At 67.8% G+C, this 21249-nt stretch carries 17 protein-coding genes; 12 read left to right on the forward strand and 5 right to left on the reverse strand.

The window, feature by feature from the left end:
- Nucleotides 1-55: 55 nt before the first annotated feature.
- The gene (locus tag VD964_RS09400; protein ID WP_324867886.1) at nucleotides 56-1888 is read right to left on the reverse strand and encodes a sensor domain-containing phosphodiesterase; all 1833 of its coding nucleotides are present in this window, start codon (nucleotides 1886-1888) and stop codon (nucleotides 56-58) included.
- A 363-nt stretch (nucleotides 1889-2251) separates the two neighbouring features.
- Here VD964_RS09400 and VD964_RS09405 point away from each other — a divergent pair, with 363 nt between their 5' ends.
- From VD964_RS09405 to VD964_RS09440, 8 genes are all read left to right on the forward strand, one after another.
- Nucleotides 2252-3061, forward strand: a complete 810-nt coding sequence (locus VD964_RS09405; protein ID WP_324867888.1) for an ABC transporter permease — start codon at nucleotides 2252-2254, stop codon at nucleotides 3059-3061.
- Between the two features lie 96 nt (nucleotides 3062-3157).
- The gene (locus tag VD964_RS09410; protein WP_324867932.1) at nucleotides 3158-4174 is read left to right on the forward strand and encodes an ABC transporter substrate-binding protein; all 1017 of its coding nucleotides are present in this window, start codon (nucleotides 3158-3160) and stop codon (nucleotides 4172-4174) included.
- 51 nt (nucleotides 4175-4225) lie between these two features.
- Nucleotides 4226-5050: an ABC transporter ATP-binding protein gene (locus VD964_RS09415; protein ID WP_324867890.1), complete on the forward strand. Its 825-nt coding sequence runs from the start codon at nucleotides 4226-4228 to the stop codon at nucleotides 5048-5050.
- Between the two features lie 184 nt (nucleotides 5051-5234).
- On the forward strand, nucleotides 5235-6590 hold the full coding sequence (locus VD964_RS09420) for a hypothetical protein (RefSeq protein ID WP_324867892.1): 1356 nt from the start codon (nucleotides 5235-5237) through the stop codon (nucleotides 6588-6590).
- Nucleotides 6587-7738: a Gfo/Idh/MocA family oxidoreductase gene (locus VD964_RS09425; protein WP_324867894.1), complete on the forward strand. Its 1152-nt coding sequence runs from the start codon at nucleotides 6587-6589 to the stop codon at nucleotides 7736-7738. Before VD964_RS09420 ends, VD964_RS09425 begins: the two co-directional genes overlap by 4 nt.
- A 170-nt stretch (nucleotides 7739-7908) precedes the next feature.
- Nucleotides 7909-9069 (forward strand): dihydrodipicolinate synthase family protein, encoded by a 1161-nt coding sequence (locus VD964_RS09430; protein ID WP_324867895.1) that lies wholly within the window; start codon nucleotides 7909-7911, stop codon nucleotides 9067-9069.
- The gene (locus VD964_RS09435; RefSeq protein WP_324867897.1) at nucleotides 9069-9950 is read left to right on the forward strand and encodes a sugar phosphate isomerase/epimerase family protein; all 882 of its coding nucleotides are present in this window, start codon (nucleotides 9069-9071) and stop codon (nucleotides 9948-9950) included. Before VD964_RS09430 ends, VD964_RS09435 begins: the two co-directional genes overlap by 1 nt.
- 70 nt (nucleotides 9951-10020) lie before the next feature.
- Nucleotides 10021-10710, forward strand: coding sequence for a TetR family transcriptional regulator (locus VD964_RS09440; RefSeq protein ID WP_324867898.1), 690 nt, complete (start codon nucleotides 10021-10023; stop codon nucleotides 10708-10710).
- On the opposite strand, the gene VD964_RS09445 is transcribed toward VD964_RS09440, so the two are convergent.
- From VD964_RS09445 to VD964_RS09455, 3 genes are all read right to left on the reverse strand, one after another.
- Nucleotides 10707-12494, reverse strand: a complete 1788-nt coding sequence (locus VD964_RS09445) for an acyl-CoA dehydrogenase C-terminal domain-containing protein (RefSeq protein WP_324867899.1) — start codon at nucleotides 12492-12494, stop codon at nucleotides 10707-10709. The two genes, VD964_RS09440 and VD964_RS09445, sit on opposite strands and share 4 nt — an antisense overlap.
- Nucleotides 12495-12505: 11 nt before the next feature.
- Nucleotides 12506-14812: a 3-hydroxyacyl-CoA dehydrogenase/enoyl-CoA hydratase family protein gene (locus VD964_RS09450; RefSeq protein ID WP_324867901.1), complete on the reverse strand. Its 2307-nt coding sequence runs from the start codon at nucleotides 14810-14812 to the stop codon at nucleotides 12506-12508.
- 94 nt (nucleotides 14813-14906) lie between these two features.
- On the reverse strand, nucleotides 14907-16448 hold the full coding sequence (locus VD964_RS09455) for a fatty acyl-CoA synthetase (protein WP_324867904.1): 1542 nt from the start codon (nucleotides 16446-16448) through the stop codon (nucleotides 14907-14909).
- A gap of 214 nt (nucleotides 16449-16662) precedes the next feature.
- Between VD964_RS09455 and VD964_RS09460 the strand changes: the two genes are divergently transcribed.
- From VD964_RS09460 to VD964_RS09470, 3 genes are all read left to right on the forward strand, one after another.
- Nucleotides 16663-17319 carry a TetR/AcrR family transcriptional regulator gene (locus tag VD964_RS09460; RefSeq protein WP_324867906.1) on the forward strand — a complete coding sequence of 219 codons (657 nt, stop codon included), beginning with the start codon at nucleotides 16663-16665 and terminating at the stop codon, nucleotides 17317-17319.
- A gap of 61 nt (nucleotides 17320-17380) precedes the next feature.
- Nucleotides 17381-18313: a 3-keto-5-aminohexanoate cleavage protein gene (locus tag VD964_RS09465; protein WP_324867907.1), complete on the forward strand. Its 933-nt coding sequence runs from the start codon at nucleotides 17381-17383 to the stop codon at nucleotides 18311-18313.
- Between the two features lie 36 nt (nucleotides 18314-18349).
- The gene (locus tag VD964_RS09470) at nucleotides 18350-19567 is read left to right on the forward strand and encodes an ABC transporter substrate-binding protein (RefSeq protein ID WP_324867909.1); all 1218 of its coding nucleotides are present in this window, start codon (nucleotides 18350-18352) and stop codon (nucleotides 19565-19567) included.
- Between the two features lie 32 nt (nucleotides 19568-19599).
- Here VD964_RS09470 and VD964_RS09475 read toward each other — a convergent pair whose 3' ends face one another.
- Nucleotides 19600-20310, reverse strand: coding sequence for a TetR/AcrR family transcriptional regulator (locus VD964_RS09475; protein WP_324867911.1), 711 nt, complete (start codon nucleotides 20308-20310; stop codon nucleotides 19600-19602).
- A 148-nt stretch (nucleotides 20311-20458) separates the two neighbouring features.
- Between VD964_RS09475 and VD964_RS09480 the strand changes: the two genes are divergently transcribed.
- Nucleotides 20459-21238, forward strand: coding sequence for a glucose 1-dehydrogenase (locus VD964_RS09480; protein ID WP_324867913.1), 780 nt, complete (start codon nucleotides 20459-20461; stop codon nucleotides 21236-21238).
- Nucleotides 21239-21249: the final 11 nt, after the last annotated feature.

A 21249-nucleotide genomic window follows, 5' to 3' on the forward strand; every position in this document is an offset into this window, starting at 1 on the left:
ATGATGGTGGGAAGGACGGCGTCGCGTCTTGTCGGACGGCGTCTCCCCACGGCTGTCACCCCCGACCTCCGGAGTGATCGCACAGCCAACGCTCGAACACCGTCGCCGTCATCGGTCGCGCGATATGATACCCCTGGACTTCGTCGCACCCCAGTTCCGACAGCAGATCCAGGGCGGTGTGGTTCTCCACGCCTTCGGCGACGACCCGATAGCCCAGCTGATGGATCAGGGAGATCATCGCGCTTACCAGCGTGAAGCTCCGGTCCTGATCGCCAAGTCCCTGGATGAAGGAGCGATCGATCTTCACCACGTCGGTCGGAATTTTTTCAAGGTAGGACAGGCTGCTGTACCCGGTGCCGAAATCGTCGATGGCAATTCCGAAGCCTGTCGATCTCAGCTCTTCCATCCGTTGCAAAGCGTTTTCGCCATTGCGGAGAATGGCGCTTTCGGTCAGTTCAAGCTCGATGCGACTTGGTTCAACGTCACACTGCTTGGCAAAGCCAGCCAGCCGGGCAGGAAAATCCTGTTGGTCCAGGTTCGATGCCGAGATGTTGATGGAAAGCGCCAGATCGATGCCCGCGGCTCGCCACGCCGCCAGCTGTGACAGCGCGGTGCGGGCAACCCACTCGGTCATGCCGTCGGCGAGAGCCGTCTGCTCCACCATGGGGACGAATTCCCCAGGCGGGATTGCGCCGAGAACGGGATGGGACCAGCGCAGCAGCGCCTCCGCACCAACGCATCCGCCGGTCCGGATGTCCACGCGGGGCTGGAAGACGAGGGACAGTTGGTCGGCCGCGGCAAGTGCTTGCGGAAAGTCGGCCAGCAGTTGAAAGCGGCGACGGTGTGCGTCGTCGAGCGACGCGGAATAGATGCCGACCCCTCTGTCCGCCTCGCGGGCATCCTGCAAAGCGCTGTAGGCCATGCGCAGGACATGTTGGGGGGTGGCCGCGCCCAGTTGGAACGGAGCCACGCCGATGGCCGCACGGATCACCACAGGCGTTTCCTGCGCGCCGGTCACTTTGCCCAATTCTGTCGGTACTTTGGCCGCGGCCGCCATCATCTCCTGTTCGCCCATGACGGACGGCAGATAGCCGAGGTGGGTCGTGCCGATCTGATAGATCGTGGTTTCAGGACCGACCACGCGCCGCAGACGCCGGGTGGCCGCCCGCACGAGGTCATCGGTGAAGGCCGGGCCGATGGCGCGAAGCGTGGCGGTGTGCTGCGCAACATCGATCAGATCGACCAGGATGGCATAGCGCTGCTCCCCCGGATGATCCCGTGCGAGATCCTCGATGTCTTCGATGAACTGCGTGCGGTTCGGCAGGCCGCTCACCGGATCGATCCGTCCCAGGGCATGCTGCAGTTCGATCTGGGCCATGACCATGGCGGCAAGATCCTTGAGTGCCGCCGTTTCCTGACTGGTGATCGCGCGCGGCTCCGTACCGAGCACGCACATCGCACCGAGCGTGTGTCCTTCGCGGGTGATCAGAGGAGCGCCCGCGTAGAACCGGATGCCGGACCGGGCCAGAAGGCTGTCCCGGTAGCATTCGTCCTTGTCGAAGTCGTGAATGACCAGGAAGTCGCAGCTTTCCGCGACCTGGCCGCAGGGGGCTTTTTCTCGCGGGATCTGCCAGTGGTCGACGCCGACACGTGACTTGAACCATTGCCGGTCCCTGTCGGTCAGCGAGACGGCGGCAATCGGCAGGCCGAACAGCTGGCTTGCCATGCGGGTAATGCGATCGAAGCTCTCGCTCGGCGCCGTATCCAGCAGATTCAGCTCGCGCAGCGCGTCCAGTCGGGCTTCTTCCTGAATTACGGAAGGTCCAGGAATGTTCTGTTCCCCACGAGCCAAAGGATTTTGGGGGTGGGTGAATGTACTGACATCCATTTCGAGGGTCCGCACTGGGGGCGCTTCGGTGAGATGAGAATCGTCTGATGGATACGCAAGAAGACCGCGAGCTTTCTTCCGCCACGCTGGGTCATCTTCCCTAAAGATTTATTAAATGCACCCTAGGACTTTACCGATGTATCTAAGTGTCTGAGTTGTAGAAATGGGCAAGGTCGAGCTTCCCGGAATCCAAGCCGCCGTCGACTTGACGCTGCCGCCGGCAAGATGTTTGCGCACAAAACAGTCCGCTACCACCATTGTAAGCGTTGACCGGGAGGGCGGCGCAAGCGTACTTTTAACCAGCCGGTTAAAACGCCGCGGCCGCTCCTTCGGCCGCCCGAGCCCGCCGGCCGGAGAAGACGCATGGAACGTCGCTCACGCTCGGGCGCAGCACTGCGCCTGCTCAATTCCGACTGGGTCCGCCCCATCCTGCTGATGGTCATCCTGCTGGTTCTGTGGGATCTGTCGGTCCGGCTGTTCGGCGTGCCCGCCTATCTGGTGCCGAAGCCCGGCGACGTCGTGCTGGCGATGATCGACGAATGGCCGCGGCTGCTGTCCGAATCCGTCCCGACCTTCACGGCGACGCTGGGCGGCTTCGCGCTGTCGGTGCTGTTCGGCATTCCCATCGCGATGCTGATCGCCGGATCGCGCACCGTGGAGGCCTATGTCTACCCGCTGCTGGTCTTTTCGCAGTCGATCCCCAAGGTCGCCATCGCGCCGCTGTTCGTGGTGTGGTTCGGCTTCGGCCTGATGCCGAAGGTGATCGCGGCCTTCCTGCTGGGCTTCTTCCCCGTCGTCGTTTCGGCGGTGCAGGGCTTCAAGTCGGTGGATGGTGAGATGATGGACCTCGCCCGCTCGATGAAGGCGTCGCGGCTGCAGACCTTCCGGATGGTCAGCCTGCCGCATGCGCTGCCGGCGATCTTCGCCGGGTTGAAGGTCTCCATCACCCTGGCGGTGGTGGGGGCGGTGGTCGGCGAATTCGTCGGCTCCAACTCCGGCATCGGCTTCGTCCTGCAACGCTCCATCGGCAATTTCGAACTGCCCTTGATGTTCGCGGCGTTGACCGTGCTGGCATTGATGGGCGTGGTGCTGTTCTGGGTCATCGATGTGCTGGAACGCTTCGCCATCCCCTGGCACGCCAGCCAGCGCGACAAGTTCAGCCCCACCGCCTGACGTCATCCGAAAACTCAAATCACCGACAAGAACCCCGACGCCGCACAGCGCCGGCCGACGGGGCGATCCACCACCCATGGGAGGACACCGGTCGTGATGAAGAAAACCATCGTCGCGGCGCTCTGCGCCTTTGCCGCCTCCACTCTGCCGGCGCAGGCCGCCGACAAGGTGACGCTGATGCTGAACTGGTACGTCTATGGCGAACATGCCCCCTTCTATTACGGCAAGGACAAGGGGCTGTACGAGGCCGAGGGCATCGACCTGGAAATCCAGGAGGGCCGCGGGTCGGCGGTGACGACGCAGCTGGTCGCCAGCAAAGGTGTCACCTTCGGCTATGTCGACGTGCCGACCATGATCAAGGCGGCGATGAAGGGCGCGCCGGTGACCTCGCCGGGCGTGCTGTTGCAGACCAGCCCGATGTCGGCGATGGGCTTCACCGAAAAGAACATCCGCAAGCCCGAGGATATCAAGAACCGGATCGTCGCCATGACGCCGGGCGACAGCATGTCCCAGATCTGGCCGCTGTTCCTGAAGAAGACCGGCCTGAAGGAACGTGATTTCGAGGTGGTGTCGGGCGACGCCCAGACCAAGCTGAACGCCGTCATCAACGGACAGGCCGACCTGCTGCTGGGCTATGTCATGGACCAGAGCATGAAGATCAAGGACGCCACCGGCAAGTCGGTGACGCCGATCCGCTTCGCCGATTACGGCGTCAACATGGTCTCCTCCGGCATCATCGCCAACACCGACACGCTGAAGGACAACCCCGACCTCGTCCGCCGTTTCATGGCCGCCACCACCAAGGCGGTGGAGGAGGCGGAGAAGGCGCCGAAGGATGCCGCGGCCGCCATCCTGAAGGCCAACCCCAAGGGCGGCAAGCCCGACACGCTGCAGGAAGGCTTCGAACTGACCATCCCGCTCTACCGCACCAAGGAAACGCAGGGGATGCGGCCCTTCCAGGTCACCGACGCCAACATGAAGGAGACGGTGGACATGCTGGTCGAATATGGCGGGCTGGACGCCTCGGCCAAGGAGAACCCCAAGCGCTTCTACACCCGCGATTTCCTGCCCGCCGACCCCGCGGCGAAGGCGATGAACGCCGCCGCCAAATGACCTTCCGTTGAGTGACCGGCATTGGCCCCCGCAAGGCCCGACGAGGAGAGCATGGCACAGCCTCAGTTGAAACTGGTCGGCGAGGCGGAGACGCAGCGCCTGTCCGGCGCGCCGCTGATCCGCATCGACGGCGTGACCAAGACCTACCGCACCCGCGACGGCGAGGTGCCGTCGCTCCGCCCCATCACCTTCGACGTGCGGCCGGGCGAGTTCCTGGTGGTGGTCGGCCCGTCCGGCTGCGGCAAGTCCACCCTGCTGAAGATGCTGGCCGGGCTGCTGCCGGTCACCAGCGGCACCATCAGCATCGAAGGCGACACGGTGACCGAGCCGCACGACGACACCGGCATCGTCTTCCAGAGCCCGACCCTTCTGGCTTGGCGGTCGGTTCTGCGCAACATCATGCTGCCTGTGGAAATCCGCCGCCTGCCACGCGAACGCTACCTGGAGCGCGCGCACAAGCTGATCGGGATGACCGGGCTGACGGGGTTCGAGAACAAATACCCCTGGCAGCTGTCGGGCGGCATGCAGCAGCGCGCCGCGCTGTGCCGGGCGCTGGTCCACGACCCGAAGATCCTGCTGATGGACGAGCCGTTCGGCGCGCTCGACGCCATGACGCGGGAGCGGATGAACGTGGAGCTGCAGCGCATCCAGCATGAGACCGGCAAGACGGTGATCCTGATCACCCACTCCATCCCCGAGGCGGTGTTCCTCGCCGACCGGGTGATGGTGATGTCGGAACGTCCCGGCACCATCGCCGCCACCTACGAGGTCCCGCTGCCGCGTCCGCGGACGCTGGACGTCATGGGCGACCCGGTCTTCATCCAGCTGACCCAGACCATCCGCAAGCATTTCGCGGCGCAGGGGCATTTGGATTAGGCACCGGGCGCGATTGCCCCCTCCCTAACCCTCCCGCGCTCTCGGCCGGCCGAAGGCCGGTCCGACCGAGGGAGAGGGAACTGCCGCCGCCCTGCGAACTCCCCCTCTCCCGCGAAGCGGGGGAGGGAAGGGGCCCATGCGTCAGCATGGGAAGGGTGGGGGCAATACTCGAAGGATCTTCACCATGCCTGCCCCCCGTCTCCGCATCCGCGCCATCGAGCTGTACGAGCGGCCCGTCCGTTTCGTGAAGCCGTTCCGCTTCGGCGCGGTGACGGTGGAGGCCGCTCCGCAAGCCTTCGTCCGCGCCCTGGTCGCCGTCGAAGGGCAGGGCGAGGCCTGGGGCGCGACGGCCGAGATGATGATGCCGAAATGGTTCGACAAGCGCCCGGACCGCAGCCCGGCCGACACCGTGGACGGCTTGCGCCGCTCGCTGGTGGAGGCGCGGGAAGGATATCTGGCGGACAGCCGGCTCGACACCGCCTTTGGCCATCATGCTGCCTTCATGCCGACGATGGAGCCGAAACTCGCCGCCGCCTTCGGGCCGGCGCAGATCGACAAAGCGGTGCTGGATGGGCTGCTGCAGGTGCTGGGATTGAACGCGTTTCAGGGGCTGGGCGCCAACGTCGCCGGGCTGGATGCGCGGCTGACGGCCGACCTCGGCGGTTTCGATCTCGACGACTTCCTGCGGAACCTCTCCCCGCTTGCCGAGGTGGAACTGCGTCACACTGTCGGCCTGCTCGACAAACCGGAAGACTTGGCAGGGCACACGCATCTGCACTGGTTCAAGATCAAGCTGGGCGGCGACGTCTCCGCCGACATCAAGCGCCTGTGCGAACTAGCCGCCGTGCTTGGGGAGGCGGTCCCCGGCTACCGCGCCACGCTGGACGGCAACGAGCAGTATCGCGACGCGGCCCACGTCGCGGAACTTCTCGACCGGATCGACGCTACCCCGGCGCTGGCGGGCTTCCGCAAGGCGCTGGCCTATCTGGAGCAGCCCATCGCGCGGGAGGCGGCGCTCGCCCGGCCGCTGGGCGCGGTGGCGGAGCGGGTGCCGGTCATCATCGACGAATCCGACGACGGCTATGACGCCTTCCCGCGCGCCCGCGTCATGGGCTATCGCGGCGTGTCGTCCAAATCCTGCAAGGGCCTGTACAAGGCGATTCTCAACCGCGCCCGCTGCATGGCGTGGGGGCCGCCGCACTTCATTTCCGCCGAGGATCTGACCTGTCAGGCCGGCCTGTCGGTGCAGCAGGACACTGCGCTGGTCGCCTTCCTCGGCATCCCGCATGCCGAACGCAACGGGCATCAGTATGGCGAGGGCTTCGGCAGTCCGAATGAGGCCGATGCCTTCCTCGCTGCGCATCCCGGCTTCTACGAACGTCGCGCCGAGGGGACGGTCAGGCTCGCCACCGGCAGCGGACGGCTGCCGACGGCGCCGCTGTCCGGCCCCGGCTTCGCCCATTCAGCGGACCCCTACTGGTCCGGCCTGTCGCCCCTTTCAAACCCGACATCAGCGCTTTCCGAAGGAGTTCCCCCATGAGCACCAAGCGCCTTGGCCTCATCATGCACGGCGTGACCGGGCGGATGGGCATGAACCAGCACCTGATCCGCTCGATCCTGGCGATCCGCGCCCAGGGCGGTGTGGCCCTGTCCGACGGCACGCGCGTCATGCCCGACCCGATCCTCGTCGGCCGCAATGCCGAGAAGATGCAGGAACTGGCTCGCCGCCACGGCATCGAGCGGTGGAGCGACAATCTCGACGCCGCACTGGAAAACCGCGACGACGTGATCTTCTTCGACGCCGGCACCACCCAGATGCGGCCGACCCTGCTGGAAAAGGCGATCCGCGCCGGCAAGCACGTCTATTGCGAAAAGCCCATCGCCACCAACCTGGACGAGGCGTTGCGCGTCGTCCGGCTGGCGGAGGAGGCCGGGGTGAAGAACGGCACGGTGCAGGACAAGCTGTTCCTGCCGGGGCTGGAGAAGCTGCGTATGCTGCGTGACAGCGGCTTCTTCGGCCGCATGCTGTCGGTGCGCGGCGAGTTCGGTTACTGGGTGTTCGAAGGCGACTGGCAGCCGGCGCAGCGTCCGTCCTGGAACTACCGGGAGGAGGATGGCGGCGGCATCATCCTCGACATGATCTGCCATTGGCGCTATGTGCTGGACAACCTGTTCGGGCAGGTGAAGAGCATCTCCTGCCTGGGCGCGACCCACATTCCCGAACGGTGGGACGAGACCGGCAAGCCCTACAAGGCCACCGCCGACGACGCCGCCTATGCGATGTTCGAGCTTGAGGGCGGGGTGATCGCCACCATCAACTCCTCCTGGTGCACGCGGGTCTATCGCGACGATCTGGTGACCTTCCAAGTGGACGGCACCAACGGCTCCGCGGTCGCCGGCCTGACCGACTGCGTGATCCAGCCGCGCCAGGGCACCCCGCGCCCGGTGTGGAACCCCGACCAGAAGCAGACCATCGATTTCTACGACACCTGGCAGCCGGTGCCGGACAACGCCGTGTTCGACAACGGCTTCAAGGTGCAGTGGGAGTCCTTCATCCGCCATGTGGTGGAGGATGCGCCCTACAGGCACGGCCTGATCGAGGGCGCCAAGGGCGTCCAGCTGGTGGAATGCGCGCTGCAGAGCTGGCGCGAGCGCCGCTGGGTGGATGTGCCGGCGATCGCGGGGTGAGGCGTCGGCTTCGAATGCCCCCTCCCTAACCCTCCCCCACCTTCGGTGGGAGAGGGAACTCCGCCGCTCCTTTGCATAACTCTCGCCAAGCATCCAACCCCCTCTCCCGCGAAGCGGGGGAGGGATGGGGAGGGGGCTCGCCTCAACGACCTGTCCAGGAACACCATCCCATGCCCACCATCCGCCTCCCGCGCCCCGACCGCAGCATCGAGAGCTACACCCTCGCCCCGCCGCGGGGATTTCCCGCCCGCACCGAGCGGCCGCTGACCCGCATCGCCTTCGCCGCCGCCCATATGGTCGCCGACCCCTTCGCCGACTGCGACCCGTGGCTGGCGCCCGCCATCGACTGGGACCGCACCATCGCCTTCCGTGAGCATCTGTGGGACCTCGGCCTTGGCGTCGCCGAGGCGATGGACACGGCGCAGCGGGGCATGGGGCTGGACTGGCCGACCTCGCTGGAACTGATCCGCCGCTCGCTGTCGGCGGCCAAGGAGCGCGGCGGGGTGATCGCCTGCGGCGCCGGCACCGACCATCTGCCGCCGGAAAACGCCCGCGGCATCGACGACGTGATCCGCGCCTATGAGGAGCAGATCGAGGCCATCGAGGCATTGGACGGCCGCATCATCCTGATGGCGTCGCGCGCGCTGGCCCGCGTCGCCAGGGGGCCGGAGGATTACGTCCGCGTCTATGGCCGCATCCTGTCGCAGGTGAAGCGGCCGGTGATCCTGCATTGGCTGGGCGACATGTTCGACCCGGCGCTGGCCGGCTATTGGGGCACCACCGACATCGACGGGGCGATGGACACGGCGCTGTCGATCATCGGCGACTTCGCGCCCAAGGTGGACGGCATCAAGATCTCGCTGCTCGACAAGGACAAGGAGATCGTCATGCGGCGGCGGCTGCCGAGCGGTGCCCGCATGTATACGGGTGACGATTTCAACTATGCGGAACTGATCGCCGGCGACGGGCAGCATCATTCCGACGCGCTGCTCGGCATCTTCGATGCCATCGCGCCCGCCGCCGCCGCGGCGCTGGCCCATCTGGCCGACGGCGACGAGGCGGGGTTCCACGACATCCTGGCGCCCACCGTGCCGCTGTCGCGCCACATCTTCAAGGCACCGACCCGCTTCTACAAGACCGGCGTCGTCTTCATGGCCTACCTGAACGGCCACCAGGACCATTTCACCATGGTCGGCGGGCAGGAGAGCACGCGCTCCACCCTGCATCTGGCCGAGCTGTTCCGGCTGGCCGACCGGGCCGGGCTGCTGTCCGATCCCGACCGGGCTGCGCGGCGGATGGCGGCGGTTCTGGCGGTGCGGGGGATTTCGTGATGCCCGATTTCAAGACAAGAGACTTTTCCGGAGATCACCGCTGGCTGTCGATCAACACCGCCACCGTCCGCAAGCAAGGCAACTTGGTGGAGATCCTCGATGCCTGCACCCGCCGCGGCATTCGCGCCGTCTCGCCCTGGCGCGATCAAGTCGCGGCGGTGGGGCTCGACGCCGCGGTGCGGGCGGTGCGCAACGGCGAACTGGCGCTGTCAGGCTATTGCCGCGGCGGCATGTTCCCGGCCGATCCGTCCAAGGCGGCGGAGGTCCGCGACGACAACCGCCGCGCGGTGGACGAGGCGGCGGCGCTGGGTGCCGTCTGTCTCGTGCTGGTGGTCGGCGGTCTGCCGCAATATTCCCGCCCCGGATCGCCGCCCAGCAAGGACATCGCGCTGGCCCGCTCGCAGGTGGAGGACGGCATCGCCGAACTGCTGGACTACGCCCGCAAGGCCGGCATGCCCCTGGCGATCGAGCCGCTGCACCCGATGTATGCCGCCGACCGCGCCTGCGTGAACACGATGGCCCAGGCGCTCGACCTCTGCGACCGGCTGGACCCGGCGCGGAGCGGCGCGCTGGGGGTGGCGGTCGACGTCTATCATGTCTGGTGGGATCCGCAGCTGGAGGCGCAGATCCGCCGTGCCGGCAAGGAGAGGCTGCTGGCCTTCCATGTCTGCGACTGGCTGGTGCCGACGACCGACCTGCTGCTCGACCGCGGCATGATGGGCGACGGCGTCATCGACATCCCGCGCATCCGCGGCTGGGTGGAGGCCTGCGGCTTCGCCGGCTGGTCGGAGGTGGAGATCTTCTCGCAAGGCAACTGGTGGGAACGGCCGATGGGCGAGGTGCTGGACACCTGCATCGACCGGCACCGCAGCGTGGTTTGAATTCGCCGGCCGACGCTCTACCATCGGGGAAGACCGCCCCCTACCCGTACCGCAGGAGCCGGCTTCCCGCATGGACGCCCTGACCGACGCACCCGAACCGGTGCCGCCCGCACCGACGCCGAGCAAAGCCGCCGCGCCGGCCAAGGCGACCCGTGACCCGGAAGGGACGCGGGCCCGTATCATGGCCGCCGCGACGGAGGAGTTTGCGCGCTACGGTCTGGGCGGCGCCCGCATCGACCGCATCGCCGAGCAGGCGGGCACCAACAAGCGCATGCTCTATTACCATGTCGGCAACAAGGAGGAGCTGTATCTGGCGGTCCTCGAGGGGGCCTACGCCCATATCCGCGCAACCGAACGGACGCTGAACCTGGAGATGCTGGACCCGCCCGACGCCATCGCGCGGCTGATCGGGTTCACTTGGCAGTATTTCATCGACCATCCCGAATTCATGGCCCTGCTGAACATCGAGAATCTGCACAAGGCGGAGCTTCTGAAGGGCTCGGCCCATGTCCAGTCGATGCATTCGCCCTTCGTCCAGATGATCGCCGACGTGCTGGCGCGCGGGGTGGAGCAGGGGGTGTTCAGGGCCGGGGTGGATGCGGTGCAGCTCTACATCTCCATCGCCGGACTGTCCTATTTCTACCTGTCCAACGTCCACACCCTGTCCGTCATCTTCGGCCGCGACCTGCTGGCCGAGCCGGCGCGGGAGGAGCGGCTCGCCCATATGGTGGAACTGGTCCTGAAGGCTTTGCGGCCCTAACCGTCCAGGGCGGCCAAGTCGGCCGGCAGGCCGGGGCCGAACAGGCTGTCGTGACCGCTGCGGATGCGCAGATCCAGCGCCACGGTCTCGGGCAGCAGGCGGTCGGCGAAGACGCGGGCGAGGCCGATCCGTCCATCCAGATAAGCCTCGTCATACCCCTCCGGCCGCCGTGCCGCCGCCGTCGCCATCAGCCCCCACATCCAGCCATAGGTCACCAGCGCCATCAGCCTCAGCGTGTCGGTCGCCGCCGCCGCCGGGGCGAGGGGGCTTTGCGCTCCCGCCTCCGCCAGCCACGCGACCACCCCGCGCAGCCGCTCCGCCGCGTCGCGCAGCGGGCTGGCGAGGTCGCGGGTGAGCGGTTCGGCCTCCAGATCGCTCGCCGCCGCGTCGATCGCCACGAACAGGCGGGCGACCGGCCGGCCGCCGTTCAGCGTCAGCTTGCGCTGCACGAGGTCGAGCGCCTGGACGCCGTTGGTTCCCTCATAGATCTGCGTCGCGCGTACGTCGCGGACCAGCTGCTCGACCCCGTTTTCACGGATATAGCCGTGGCCGCCCATGACCTGCTGGGCCAACACCGCCGCCTCGAAGCCGAAGTCGGTGCCGGCCGCCTTGATGACCGGGGTCAGTAGGGCCGCCCATTCCTCCGCCTCCTCCCTCACGGCGGGGTCGGTGGCATGATGGGCGCGATCCATCCACAGCGCGGTCCAGGCGGCCAGCGCCCGCCCGGCGTCGGTCAGCGCGCGGGCGGTCAGCACCATCCGCCGTACGTCGGGAAGGTGGATGATCGCATCCGCCGGCCGGTCGGGGCTGCGCGGTCCGTCGGGCGCCCGGCCCTGTTCGCGCTCGCGCGCATAGGCCAGGGCGGACTGTGCGGCGCATTCGCCGACGCCAATGCCCTGGATGCCGACGAACAGCCGCTCGTGGTTCATCATGGTGAACATGGCCGGCAGGCCCCGGTGCGGCTGCCCCACCATCCAGCCCACCGCCCCCTCATAGGACACCACGCAGGTGGGCGAGGCGTGGAGCCCCATCTTCTGTTCCGACGACAGCACGGTCCAGCCGTTGCGGGAGCCGTCCGGCAGCAGCTTCGGCACCAGGAACAGGCTGATGCCGCGCGTGCCCGCGGGCGCATCGGGCAGGCGCGCCAGCACCAGATGGATGAGGTTGTCGGTCAGGTCGTGGTCGGCCGACGAGATGAACATCTTCTGGCCGGTGATGCGATGGCTGCCGTCATCGGCCGGCTCCGCCCGCGTGCGCAGCAGGCCGAGGTCGGTGCCGGCATGCGGCTCGGTCAGGGCCATGGCGCCGGTCCAGTCGCCGGAGATCATCCGCGGCAGATAGGTGTCCTTCAACGCGTCGCCGGCATGCGCCGCGATGGCGCGGATGGCACCCTGGGTCAGGCCGGGCACGATGCTGAAGGCGAGGTTGGCGCCGCACACCATCTCCGTCACCAGCGTGTCGAGCAGCGCCGGCATGCCCTGTCCGCCATAGGCGGGATCGCCGGCCAGCCCGTTCCAGCCGCCCTCCCGCCAGGCACGATAGGCCGCATCGAAGCCGGCGGGCATGCGGACGCCGTCCGCCTCGACGCGCACCCCCTCCTCGTCGCCGGAGCGGTTGAGGGGGAACAGGACCTCCGCGGCGATGCGCCCGGCCTGGGCGAGAACGTCGTCGAACAGGTCGCCCGACATCTCCTCCCACCCCGACTCCGCCAGCACGGCGGGGGCATGGAGCACCTCATGGACCAGGAAGCGCATGGACTGAAGCGGCGGCTGATACACGGCCATGATTGTGCTCCTCAGTTCCGCAGGGGCTTGCCGGTGTCCAGCATGTGCCGGATGCGGGCGCGGGTCGCCGGTTCCCGGATCAGGGCGGACAGGGCCTCGCGCTCCAGCGCGGCGAGCGTGTCCTCGTCGACGGGAGTCCGCGGCCCGGCATCGGCTCCGCCGCAGCACACGCCGGCCAGCCAACCCGCGACCAGTTCGTCATGGGGGCTGGCCCGCCCGTCCTGCCGCCAGCCCCGGACGATGGCCTGCAACGCCTCCCGCGCCGCCGGACCGGGCAGGGTGACGGAACCCACCCCGGGCGGGCGGTAGCCCTCGGCCAGCGCCAGAGCCTTCGCCTTGGCATCGCCGAGCAGCCGGTCGCGGCCCATGGTGATACCGTCCTCCGGCCGCAGATAGCCGAGCGCCCGCGCCTCCAGCGCCGAGCCGGTGATGCGCGCCCCGGCGATGGTCCCGAAGGTCGCCTGAGCGGTTCCCTCCGGACCGGCGGGGCGGTCGGTCCTGCGGCCCCAGCGCAGCAGCAACTCCGCCGTGCCTCGCCAGCCCGGAACGATGCCGACCTTCAGTTCGACCAGTCCGATGTAGGTTTCGGCATGGGCCTGGATGGCGTCGCAATGCAGCAGCACCTCGCAGCCGCCGCCGACCGCCAGCCCGGCCGGCGCGCCGATCACCGGGATGGCGGCATGCTTCAGCGCGCGGAAGGCCGCCTGCCCCTGCTCCACGAAGCGTTCCAGGGCGGCGAAGTCCTCCGCCTTCAGCCGCTCGACGAAATAGCCGAGATTGGCCCCGGCGGAGAAGGCGCGCGGGTTGTCATTGTAGAGGACGAGGGCGCGGAACTCCGCCGGCACCCGCTCCGCCGCGTCGGCGACCATGGCGAGGATGCCCTGGTCGATGGCGTTCATCTTGGTGTGGAACTCCAGGCAGGCGACGCCGTCGCCCAGATCCCAGACCGAGGCCGACCCGTTGCCGGCGAAGCGCGGTCCGCGCTCCTTCACCTCGGCAAGGTCGAGCACGCCCGGCGGATGGCGGACGGGCGTCCAGGCGCCGGTGCTGCTGCGGGTCTCCCGCCCGGTGGCGGTGCGGCGGTAGAAGCCGCCCTCAGCCGCGGCGGTGGCGAGCAGCGGCGGCACCTCGCGTCCCTCCGCCGCCAGCCGGTCGGCGATGGCGGCGCAGCCGACCCGGTCGGCCAGCGCGAACGGCCCCTCGGCCCAGCCATAGCCGAGCCGCATGGCGGTGTCGATGGCTGCCACGTCGTCGGCGATCTCCCCCGCCACGGCGGCGGTGTAGGCGATGCTGTTGGACAAAACCGCCCAGGCGTAGCGTCCGGCCGCATCCTCCTGCCGGATCAGCGCCGCCAGATCGCGGTTGGCTGTGGCCTCTGCCTGCGGACGGTACTCCCCGCTGGCGAGGTCCAGCGCCTCGCGCGCCTTGCTGCCGGGGGCGAGGCGGTAGAAGCCGCCCTTGGCCTTGCGGCCGATCCGCCCCTCGGCGATCAGGCGGCGGATCAGCGGCTCGGCGGTCAGGTCGTGGCGGTGGTGTGCATCCCCGGCGGGCAGGGTGCCCAGCAGGCTGCCCCACACCAGCGGCACCAGATCGATGCCGACGAGATCGAGCAGCCCGAAGATTCCCGTGCGCGGCACGCCGAAGGGCGCACCGGCCACGGCATCCGCCTGCTCCACCATCAGGCCGTGGCGCAGCGCCTCGATGGCAGCGACCGACATCCAGTGGCAGCCCAGCCGATTGGCGATGAAGGCCGGCGTGTCGCGGCAGTCCACCACGGTCTTGCCCAGCACCGTTTCCGCAGCCTCGCGAACCAGGGCGACGGTCTCCGCCGCGGTGCCGGGGCCGGCGACCAGTTCCATCAGCCGCATGTGGCGCGGCGGGTTGAAGAAATGGGTGATGACGAAGTCGCGGCAGAAGGCCTCCGACGCCCCTTCCGTCAGCTGCGCCAGCGGGATGGTGGAGGTGTTGGAGGACACCACCGCCCCCGGCTTGCGCACCGCGTCGAGCCGGGCGAACAGCCGGCGCTTGACCGACAGATCCTCGACCACCGCTTCGACGATCCAATCGGCGTCGGCGACGGCGGCCAGATCGTCCTCGATGCAGCCGACCTCAACCAGCGCCGCGGCGGACGGGTCCATGAAGCCCTGCGCCTTCACCTGCCGCTCCACCCCGGCGCGGGCCGGGGCGGAACGGTCGCCGTCAGGCCCGGCGATATCGAGCAGCAGCACCGGCACGCCGCCATTGGCGAACTGCGCGGCGATGCCCGATCCCATGGACCCGGCGCCGATCACCGCGACCTTGCGGATTGCCCTTTCCATCACGCGCCCTCCGGGAGAGTGGCGGGCAAGCGGGTGCGGCCCGCGGCGAAGGCGTGGTTCATCGCATTCGATCCTTGAGTACGGCCAAAGACGCTCAGGCGCTGTGGGACTTGCGCAGTTCGCGCTTCAGCAGCTTGCCGGCGGTGTTGCGGGGCAGGGTGTCGAGGAACTCGATCCGCTTGGGCACCTTGAAATGGGCCAGATGCTGGCGGACATGGGCGACCAGATCCTCCTCCGTCGCGGTCTGGCCGTCGCGCAGCACGACGAAGGCGCTGATCGCCTCGATCCATTTCGGGTCGGGCAGGGCGACCACAGCCACCTCCGCCACCGCCGGATGGGTGTAGATCGCCTCCTCCACCTCGCGGCTGGCGACCAGGACGCCACCGGTGTTGATGACGTCCTTGATGCGGTCGACGATGTAGAGATAGCCCTCCTCGTCGAAGAAGCCGACGTCGCCGGAATGGAACCAGCCGCCGGCGAAGGCCTCGGCCGTCTCCTGCTCCTTGCCCCAATAGCCGACCATCAGCTGGGGGGAGCGGTGGACGATCTCGCCATGGGTGCCGGGGGGCACGTCGTTCATGTCGGGATCGACGACGCGCGTCTCGACGTTCAGCACCGGACGCCCGGCGGAGGCGGGACGCGCCTCATGCTCCTCCGGCCGCAGGACGGTGGCGAGCGGTCCGATCTCGCTCTGTCCATAGCAGTTGAAGGCCTGGGCGTTGGGCAGCCGCCGGCGCAGCTCCTGCAGAACCGGCACCGGCATGATCGACGCGCCGTAATAGAGCTTGCGCAGCGAGGACAGGTCGTGCGCGTCGAAATCGGCATGGCGCAGCAGCCCGACCCACACCGTCGGCGGCGCGAAGAAGGAGGTGATGCCGTGGCGCTCGATCAGCTCCAGGCAACGCTTCAGCGCCGGGGTCTGGATCAGCCGCGTCGTCGCGCCGATCAGCAGCTGCGGCATGACGAACACATGCATCTGCGCCGAATGGTAGAGCGGCAGGGCGGCCAGCGAGCGGTCGTCCTGGTCGAGGCGGCAGCTGTAGATGCAGCTCTGATACTCCGCCAGCAGCGCGCCGTGCGTCATCATCGCTCCCTTCGGCGCCGCCGTGGTGCCGGAGGTGTAGAGAAGCTGCGCCACGTCGTCGGCGCGAACCGCCGTATCGACCTCTGCCGGGGCCGTCTCGTCGAGCGCCACCGCCAGGATGTCCAGGCCATCGCCGCCGTCCGTCAGCGTGCCGAACCGCTCCACCCGGCCGGCGGCGCGGACGCCCTCCAGATTGGCGGCGAGGTCGGGGTCGTGCAGCACCATGCGGGCGCCCGACTGCTCGACGATGTAGGACAGCTCCTCTCCCGTCAGGGCGTAGTTGATCGGCACATGGATGAAGCCGCCGACGGCGCAGCCGAGCCAGGCGATCACATAGGCGTCGGAATTGCGGCCATAGGCCGCCACCCGGTCGCCGGGACGCATGCCCAAATCGCCCAGACGCCGGGCCACCCGCAGCGCCGCCTGGTGCAGGCCGGAAAAGCTCCAGTCCCGTTCCTCGTAGGTCAGGGCGGTCCGCGTGGCGTTGCGCCGGGCGCTGCGGGCGAGCGCTGCGCCGATGCTGTCGGTCCGGGCGATGGCGATGCTGTCCATGCGTTCCTCCTCCCTCATTGTTTGCACCCTCAACATACTTGTTGGAAGGCATGTTACTTGCGAGTAGGATGGGGCAGATCGATGCGCCGGTCAACAGTGCGTGTGGCGATCAATCGACCATGGCTGAGGCGGCGGCTTTCGGGGCGATGGACATTAGCGGAGGGGAATGCAAAGGCTGGGGGAAGAGCGCGTGCCGAAACGGAGTGATGACGCGATGCAGGATTCTTTGGACAGCGAATCGCCATGGAAGGCGTCGTCCGACCGCCAGACGGAGCGGGAGGCGAAGCGCGTCGCCGTGCTGCGGACGGCGGCGCGGGCCTTCAACGAGATGGGCTATCACAACACCTCGCTGGACGACATCGCGCGGCGTCTGAACGTCACCAAGCCGACCATCTACTATTACGTCAGGAACAAGGAGGAGATCCTGTTCGAGTGCGTGCGCATCGGGCTGGAGATGCTCGACGAGGCCTCCAACGACGTGATCGGCCATGACGGCAGCGCCTATGAGGAGCTGATCGCGGTGATGCGCAAATATGCCGAGATCGTCACCATGGACTTCGGCATGTGCGTGATCCGCGTCGGCGAGGAACCGCTGACGGAGGAAAGCCGCCGCACGCTGCGGTCCCTGAAGCGCAGCATCGACCGCAAGTTCCGCCGCCTGATCGAACGCGGCATCGCCGAAGGCTGCATCGCCCCCTGCGATCCCAAGATCGCCGCCTTCACCGTGGCGGGTGCCCTGAGCTGGATCGGTCGCTGGTACCAGCCGAACGGCGGCCTCAGCGCCCACGACATCGCCGCCCAGTGCATCGACCTGCTGATGAACGGCCTGGGCAAGGGCGGAGCATCCGGGGCCGTGCGCCCGCCGGCCTGACGCGGCCCAACCTGACGCCGACCGGCCTCGACATCACGAAAAAAGAGGGAGGAGACACCCGATGAAGCGCGCCGACAAGGTCATCATCACCTGCGCGGTGACCGGTTCGATCCACACGCCGACCATGTCGCCCCATCTGCCGGTCACGCCGGACGAGATCGCCCGCGACGCCGTGGCGGCGGCGGAGGCCGGTGCGGCGATGCTCCACCTGCACGCCCGCGATCCGGACACCGGCAAGCCCTCGCCCTCGCCGGACCTGTTCATGGAGTTCCTGCCGCGCATCAAGCAGCAGACCGCCGCCATCCTGAATATCACCACCGGCGGCGGGCTGGGCATGACGCTGGACGAGCGGCTGGCTGCGGCCAAGCGGGCGCAGCCGGAAGTGGCGTCGATGAACATGGGGTCGATGAACTTCAACATCTCCGGCGCCGCGGCGAAGTTCGACAGCTTCAAGCACGACTGGGAGAAGCCCTATCTGGAGTCGACCACCGACTTCATCCTGTCCAACACCTTCGCCCAGATCGAGCGCGGCATGCGCGAGCTGGGCGATGTCGGCACCCGGTTCGAATTCGAGTGCTACGACGTCGGCCATCTCTATACGCTGGCGCATTTCGCCGACCGCGGCATCGTCAAGCCGCCCTTCTTCACGCAATGCATCTTCGGCATTCTCGGCGGCATCGGCCCGGATCCGGAAAACCTGATGCACATGAAGGCCACGGCCGACCGGCTGTTCGGCAACGACTATTACCTGTCGGTGCTGGCCGCCGGGCGCCACCAGATGTCCTTCGTCACGCTGAGCGCCATTCTCGGCGGCAACGTCCGCGTCGGGCTGGAGGACAGCCTCTATGCCGGGCGCGGCAAGCTGGCGACCTCCAACGCCGAACAGGTCGCCAAAATCCGCCGCATCCTTGAAGAGTTGAGCCTGGAGATCGCCACGCCGGAGGAGGCGCGGGCGATGCTGCAGACCAAGGGCGGCGACAACGTCGCCTTCTGACCGTCCAAAAAACAAACCAACAGGGAGGAAACATCCATGAAACGCTGGATTCTGGCCGCCGGTGTCTGTTCCGCCGCACTGATCGCCGGGGCCACTCAAGCCTCGGCCCAAGCTCAGATCTCCGACGGCAAGGTCAAGATCGCCGTTCTGAACGACATGACCGGCGTCTATGCCGACCCGACCGGCATGGGCTCGGTCGAGGCGGTGCGCATGGCGGTGGAGGAGTTGGGCGGCAAGGTCGCCGGCAAGCCGGTGGAGGTGATCTTCGCCGACCACCAGAACAAGCCGGACATCGGCGCGTCGCTGGTCAACAAGTGGATCGACACCGAGCAGGTGGACGTGATCGTCGACGTCCCCACCTCCTCCGTCGCGCTGGCGGTGCAGGACATCACCAAGCGCAAGAACCGCATCTTCCTGATCTCCGGCGGCGGTGCGGCACAGCTGACCGGTGAGGCCTGTTCGCCGACCACGGCGCACTGGACCTACGACACCTATGCGCTGGCCCAGGGCATGGGCAAGGCGGGTGCCAAGATCCTGGGCGACAGCTGGCACTTCCTGACCGTGGACTACGCCTTCGGCCATGCGCTGGAGCAGTCGCTGACCGAGGTGCTGAAGGCCAACGGCGCCAAGGTCACCGGCTCCGTCCGGCATCCGCTGAACACGGCCGACTTCTCCTCCTACCTGCTGCAGGCGCAGGGGTCGGGGGCGAAGGTCATCGCGCTCGCCAATGCCGGCGGCGACACCGCCAACTCGATCAAGCAGGCGCAGGAGTTCGGCCTGCCGCAGGGCGGGCAGACCTTGGCGAGCCTGCTGATGTTCCCCACCGACGTGCATTCCCTGGGTCTCAAGGCGGCGCAGGGGCTGGTGCTGATGGATGGCTGGAATGCCGACCGCGACGACGATGCCCGCGCCTTCGCCAAGGCCTATATGGCCAAGACCGGCAAGATGCCCAGCATGATCCAGACCGGCAGCTATTCCGCCGTGCGCCATTACCTGAAGGCCATCGAGGCCGCCGGCACCGACGAGGCCAAGGCGGTGATGGTGAAGATGCGCGAGACGCCGGTGAACGACGCCTTCGCCAAGGGCGGCAAGCTGCGCGCCGACGGCCGCATGGTGCACGACATGTACCTGATGCAGGTGAAGACCCCGGCCGAATCCAAGGGGCCGTGGGACTATTACAAGGTGCTGACCACCATTCCCGGCGACGAGGCCTACCGCCCCATGGACAAGGGCGGCTGTCCGCTGGTGAAGTAAGCCCGCGGCCGGGGGCGCTGTTCCGTTGCAGATCAGCGCCCCGCCGCCTGCACCGTCCTCAATCCCACCGCCGCCTCGACGAAGGCGATCAGTTGCTCGGCATAGAGGTCGGGGGTGACGCCGCGGCGGCGGTGCTTGGCGCGCTTCACGTACCAGTCCTGCAGCATCGGCTTGATCAGCACCGCGGCCATCGTCACGTCCGGCACCGCAAACAGCCCGCGGGCGACGCCGTCGGCCAGCGCGTCGGCGATCATCGATTCCGTCATCATTTCGCTGCTGACGGCCAGTTCGCGACCTTCCCGAGGGAAGGCCTTCGCCTCCATGTAGGCGAAGACGAACCAGGGGTGCATCGCCTCGGTCAGATAGAGATGCGTTTCCAATAGCCAGCGCAGGCGGCCGGCGGGGTCCTGTGCAAGCGCCTCCGGCGGGTGGCCCAAAACCTCCTCCACCACGCCGACGACCTGCCCCAGGATCATCATCAGCAGCGTGTCCTTGCTGTCGAAATAGGCGTAGAGCGCACCCATGCTCAGGCCCGACTGTTCGGTCAGGTCGCGCAGGCTCATGGAATGGAAGCCCTTGCGGTTCGCCAGGGTCAGCGTCGTCTCCACGATCCGCGCAAGATTGGCGATGGCGACCGCCGGCTTCTTCACCCGGATGGTCGCGGCATGGCGCTCCAGGATGCGGGCGCACAGCGCCTCCATCGACAGATCGTGCCGGGCCTGGAACTCCTGAAAGCTGCTCATGCGGTCGGACCCTATCGTTCGTGACGTCAATCGTTCTTGCACAAGAAGAGCGTCGGAGATATAAAGCGAGCGCTCGCTCGTTTTTTCAAGAGCGCTGTTCGAAGCGCCTGCGGCGACGTCCACCAAAAATCCCAACCTGGGAGGAAGCATGAGCTTCACCATCGACCTGACCGGCAGGACGGCGCTGGTCACCGGCGCGTCGAGCGGCCTGGGCCGCCATTTTGCCGGGGTGCTGGCGAAGGCGGGCGCCCGCGTGGCGCTGGCCGCCCGGCGCACCGACGCGCTGGCCGAGACGAAGGCTGCAATCGAGGCCGCCGGCGGCACCGCCCTGGTCGTCGCGATGGACGTCACCGATGCCGGCTCCGTCTCGGCGGCGGTCGGGCAGGCCTGGGACGGGCTCGGCCGCATCGACATACTGGTCAACAATGCCGGCGTGACCGCCACGCGCCCCTTCCTCGACATGAGCGAGGAGGAGTGGGACCGGGTGATCGACACCAACCTGACCGGCTGCGCCCGCGTCGCCCGCGAAGTGGCGCGGCGCATGCGCGACGACGCGCAGGGCGGCAGGCGGGGCGGGGCGATCGTCAACATCGCCTCGATCCTCGGCATGCGGGTTGCCGGCCAAGTATCGTCCTACATCGCCGCCAAGGGCGGTCTGGTGCATCTGACCAAGGCGATGGCGCTGGAACTGGCCCGCTACGACATCCGCGTCAATGCGCTGTGCCCCGGCTATGTCGAGACCGAACTGAACGCCGATTTCTTCGCCAGCGACGCCGGCAAGGCGCTGGTCAAGCGCATCCCGCAGCGCCGGCTCGGCCGGCTGGCCGATCTGGATGGTCCGCTGCTGCTGCTGGCGTCCGATGCCGGCGCCTACATGACCGGATCGGTTCTCGCCGTCGACGGCGGCCATCTGGTGTCCTCCCTGTAAAGAACGGAGCC

This window comes from Azospirillum sp. (genome assembly GCF_035628975.1).
In the GTDB taxonomy this organism is placed as follows: Bacteria; Pseudomonadota; Alphaproteobacteria; order Azospirillales; family Azospirillaceae; genus Azospirillum.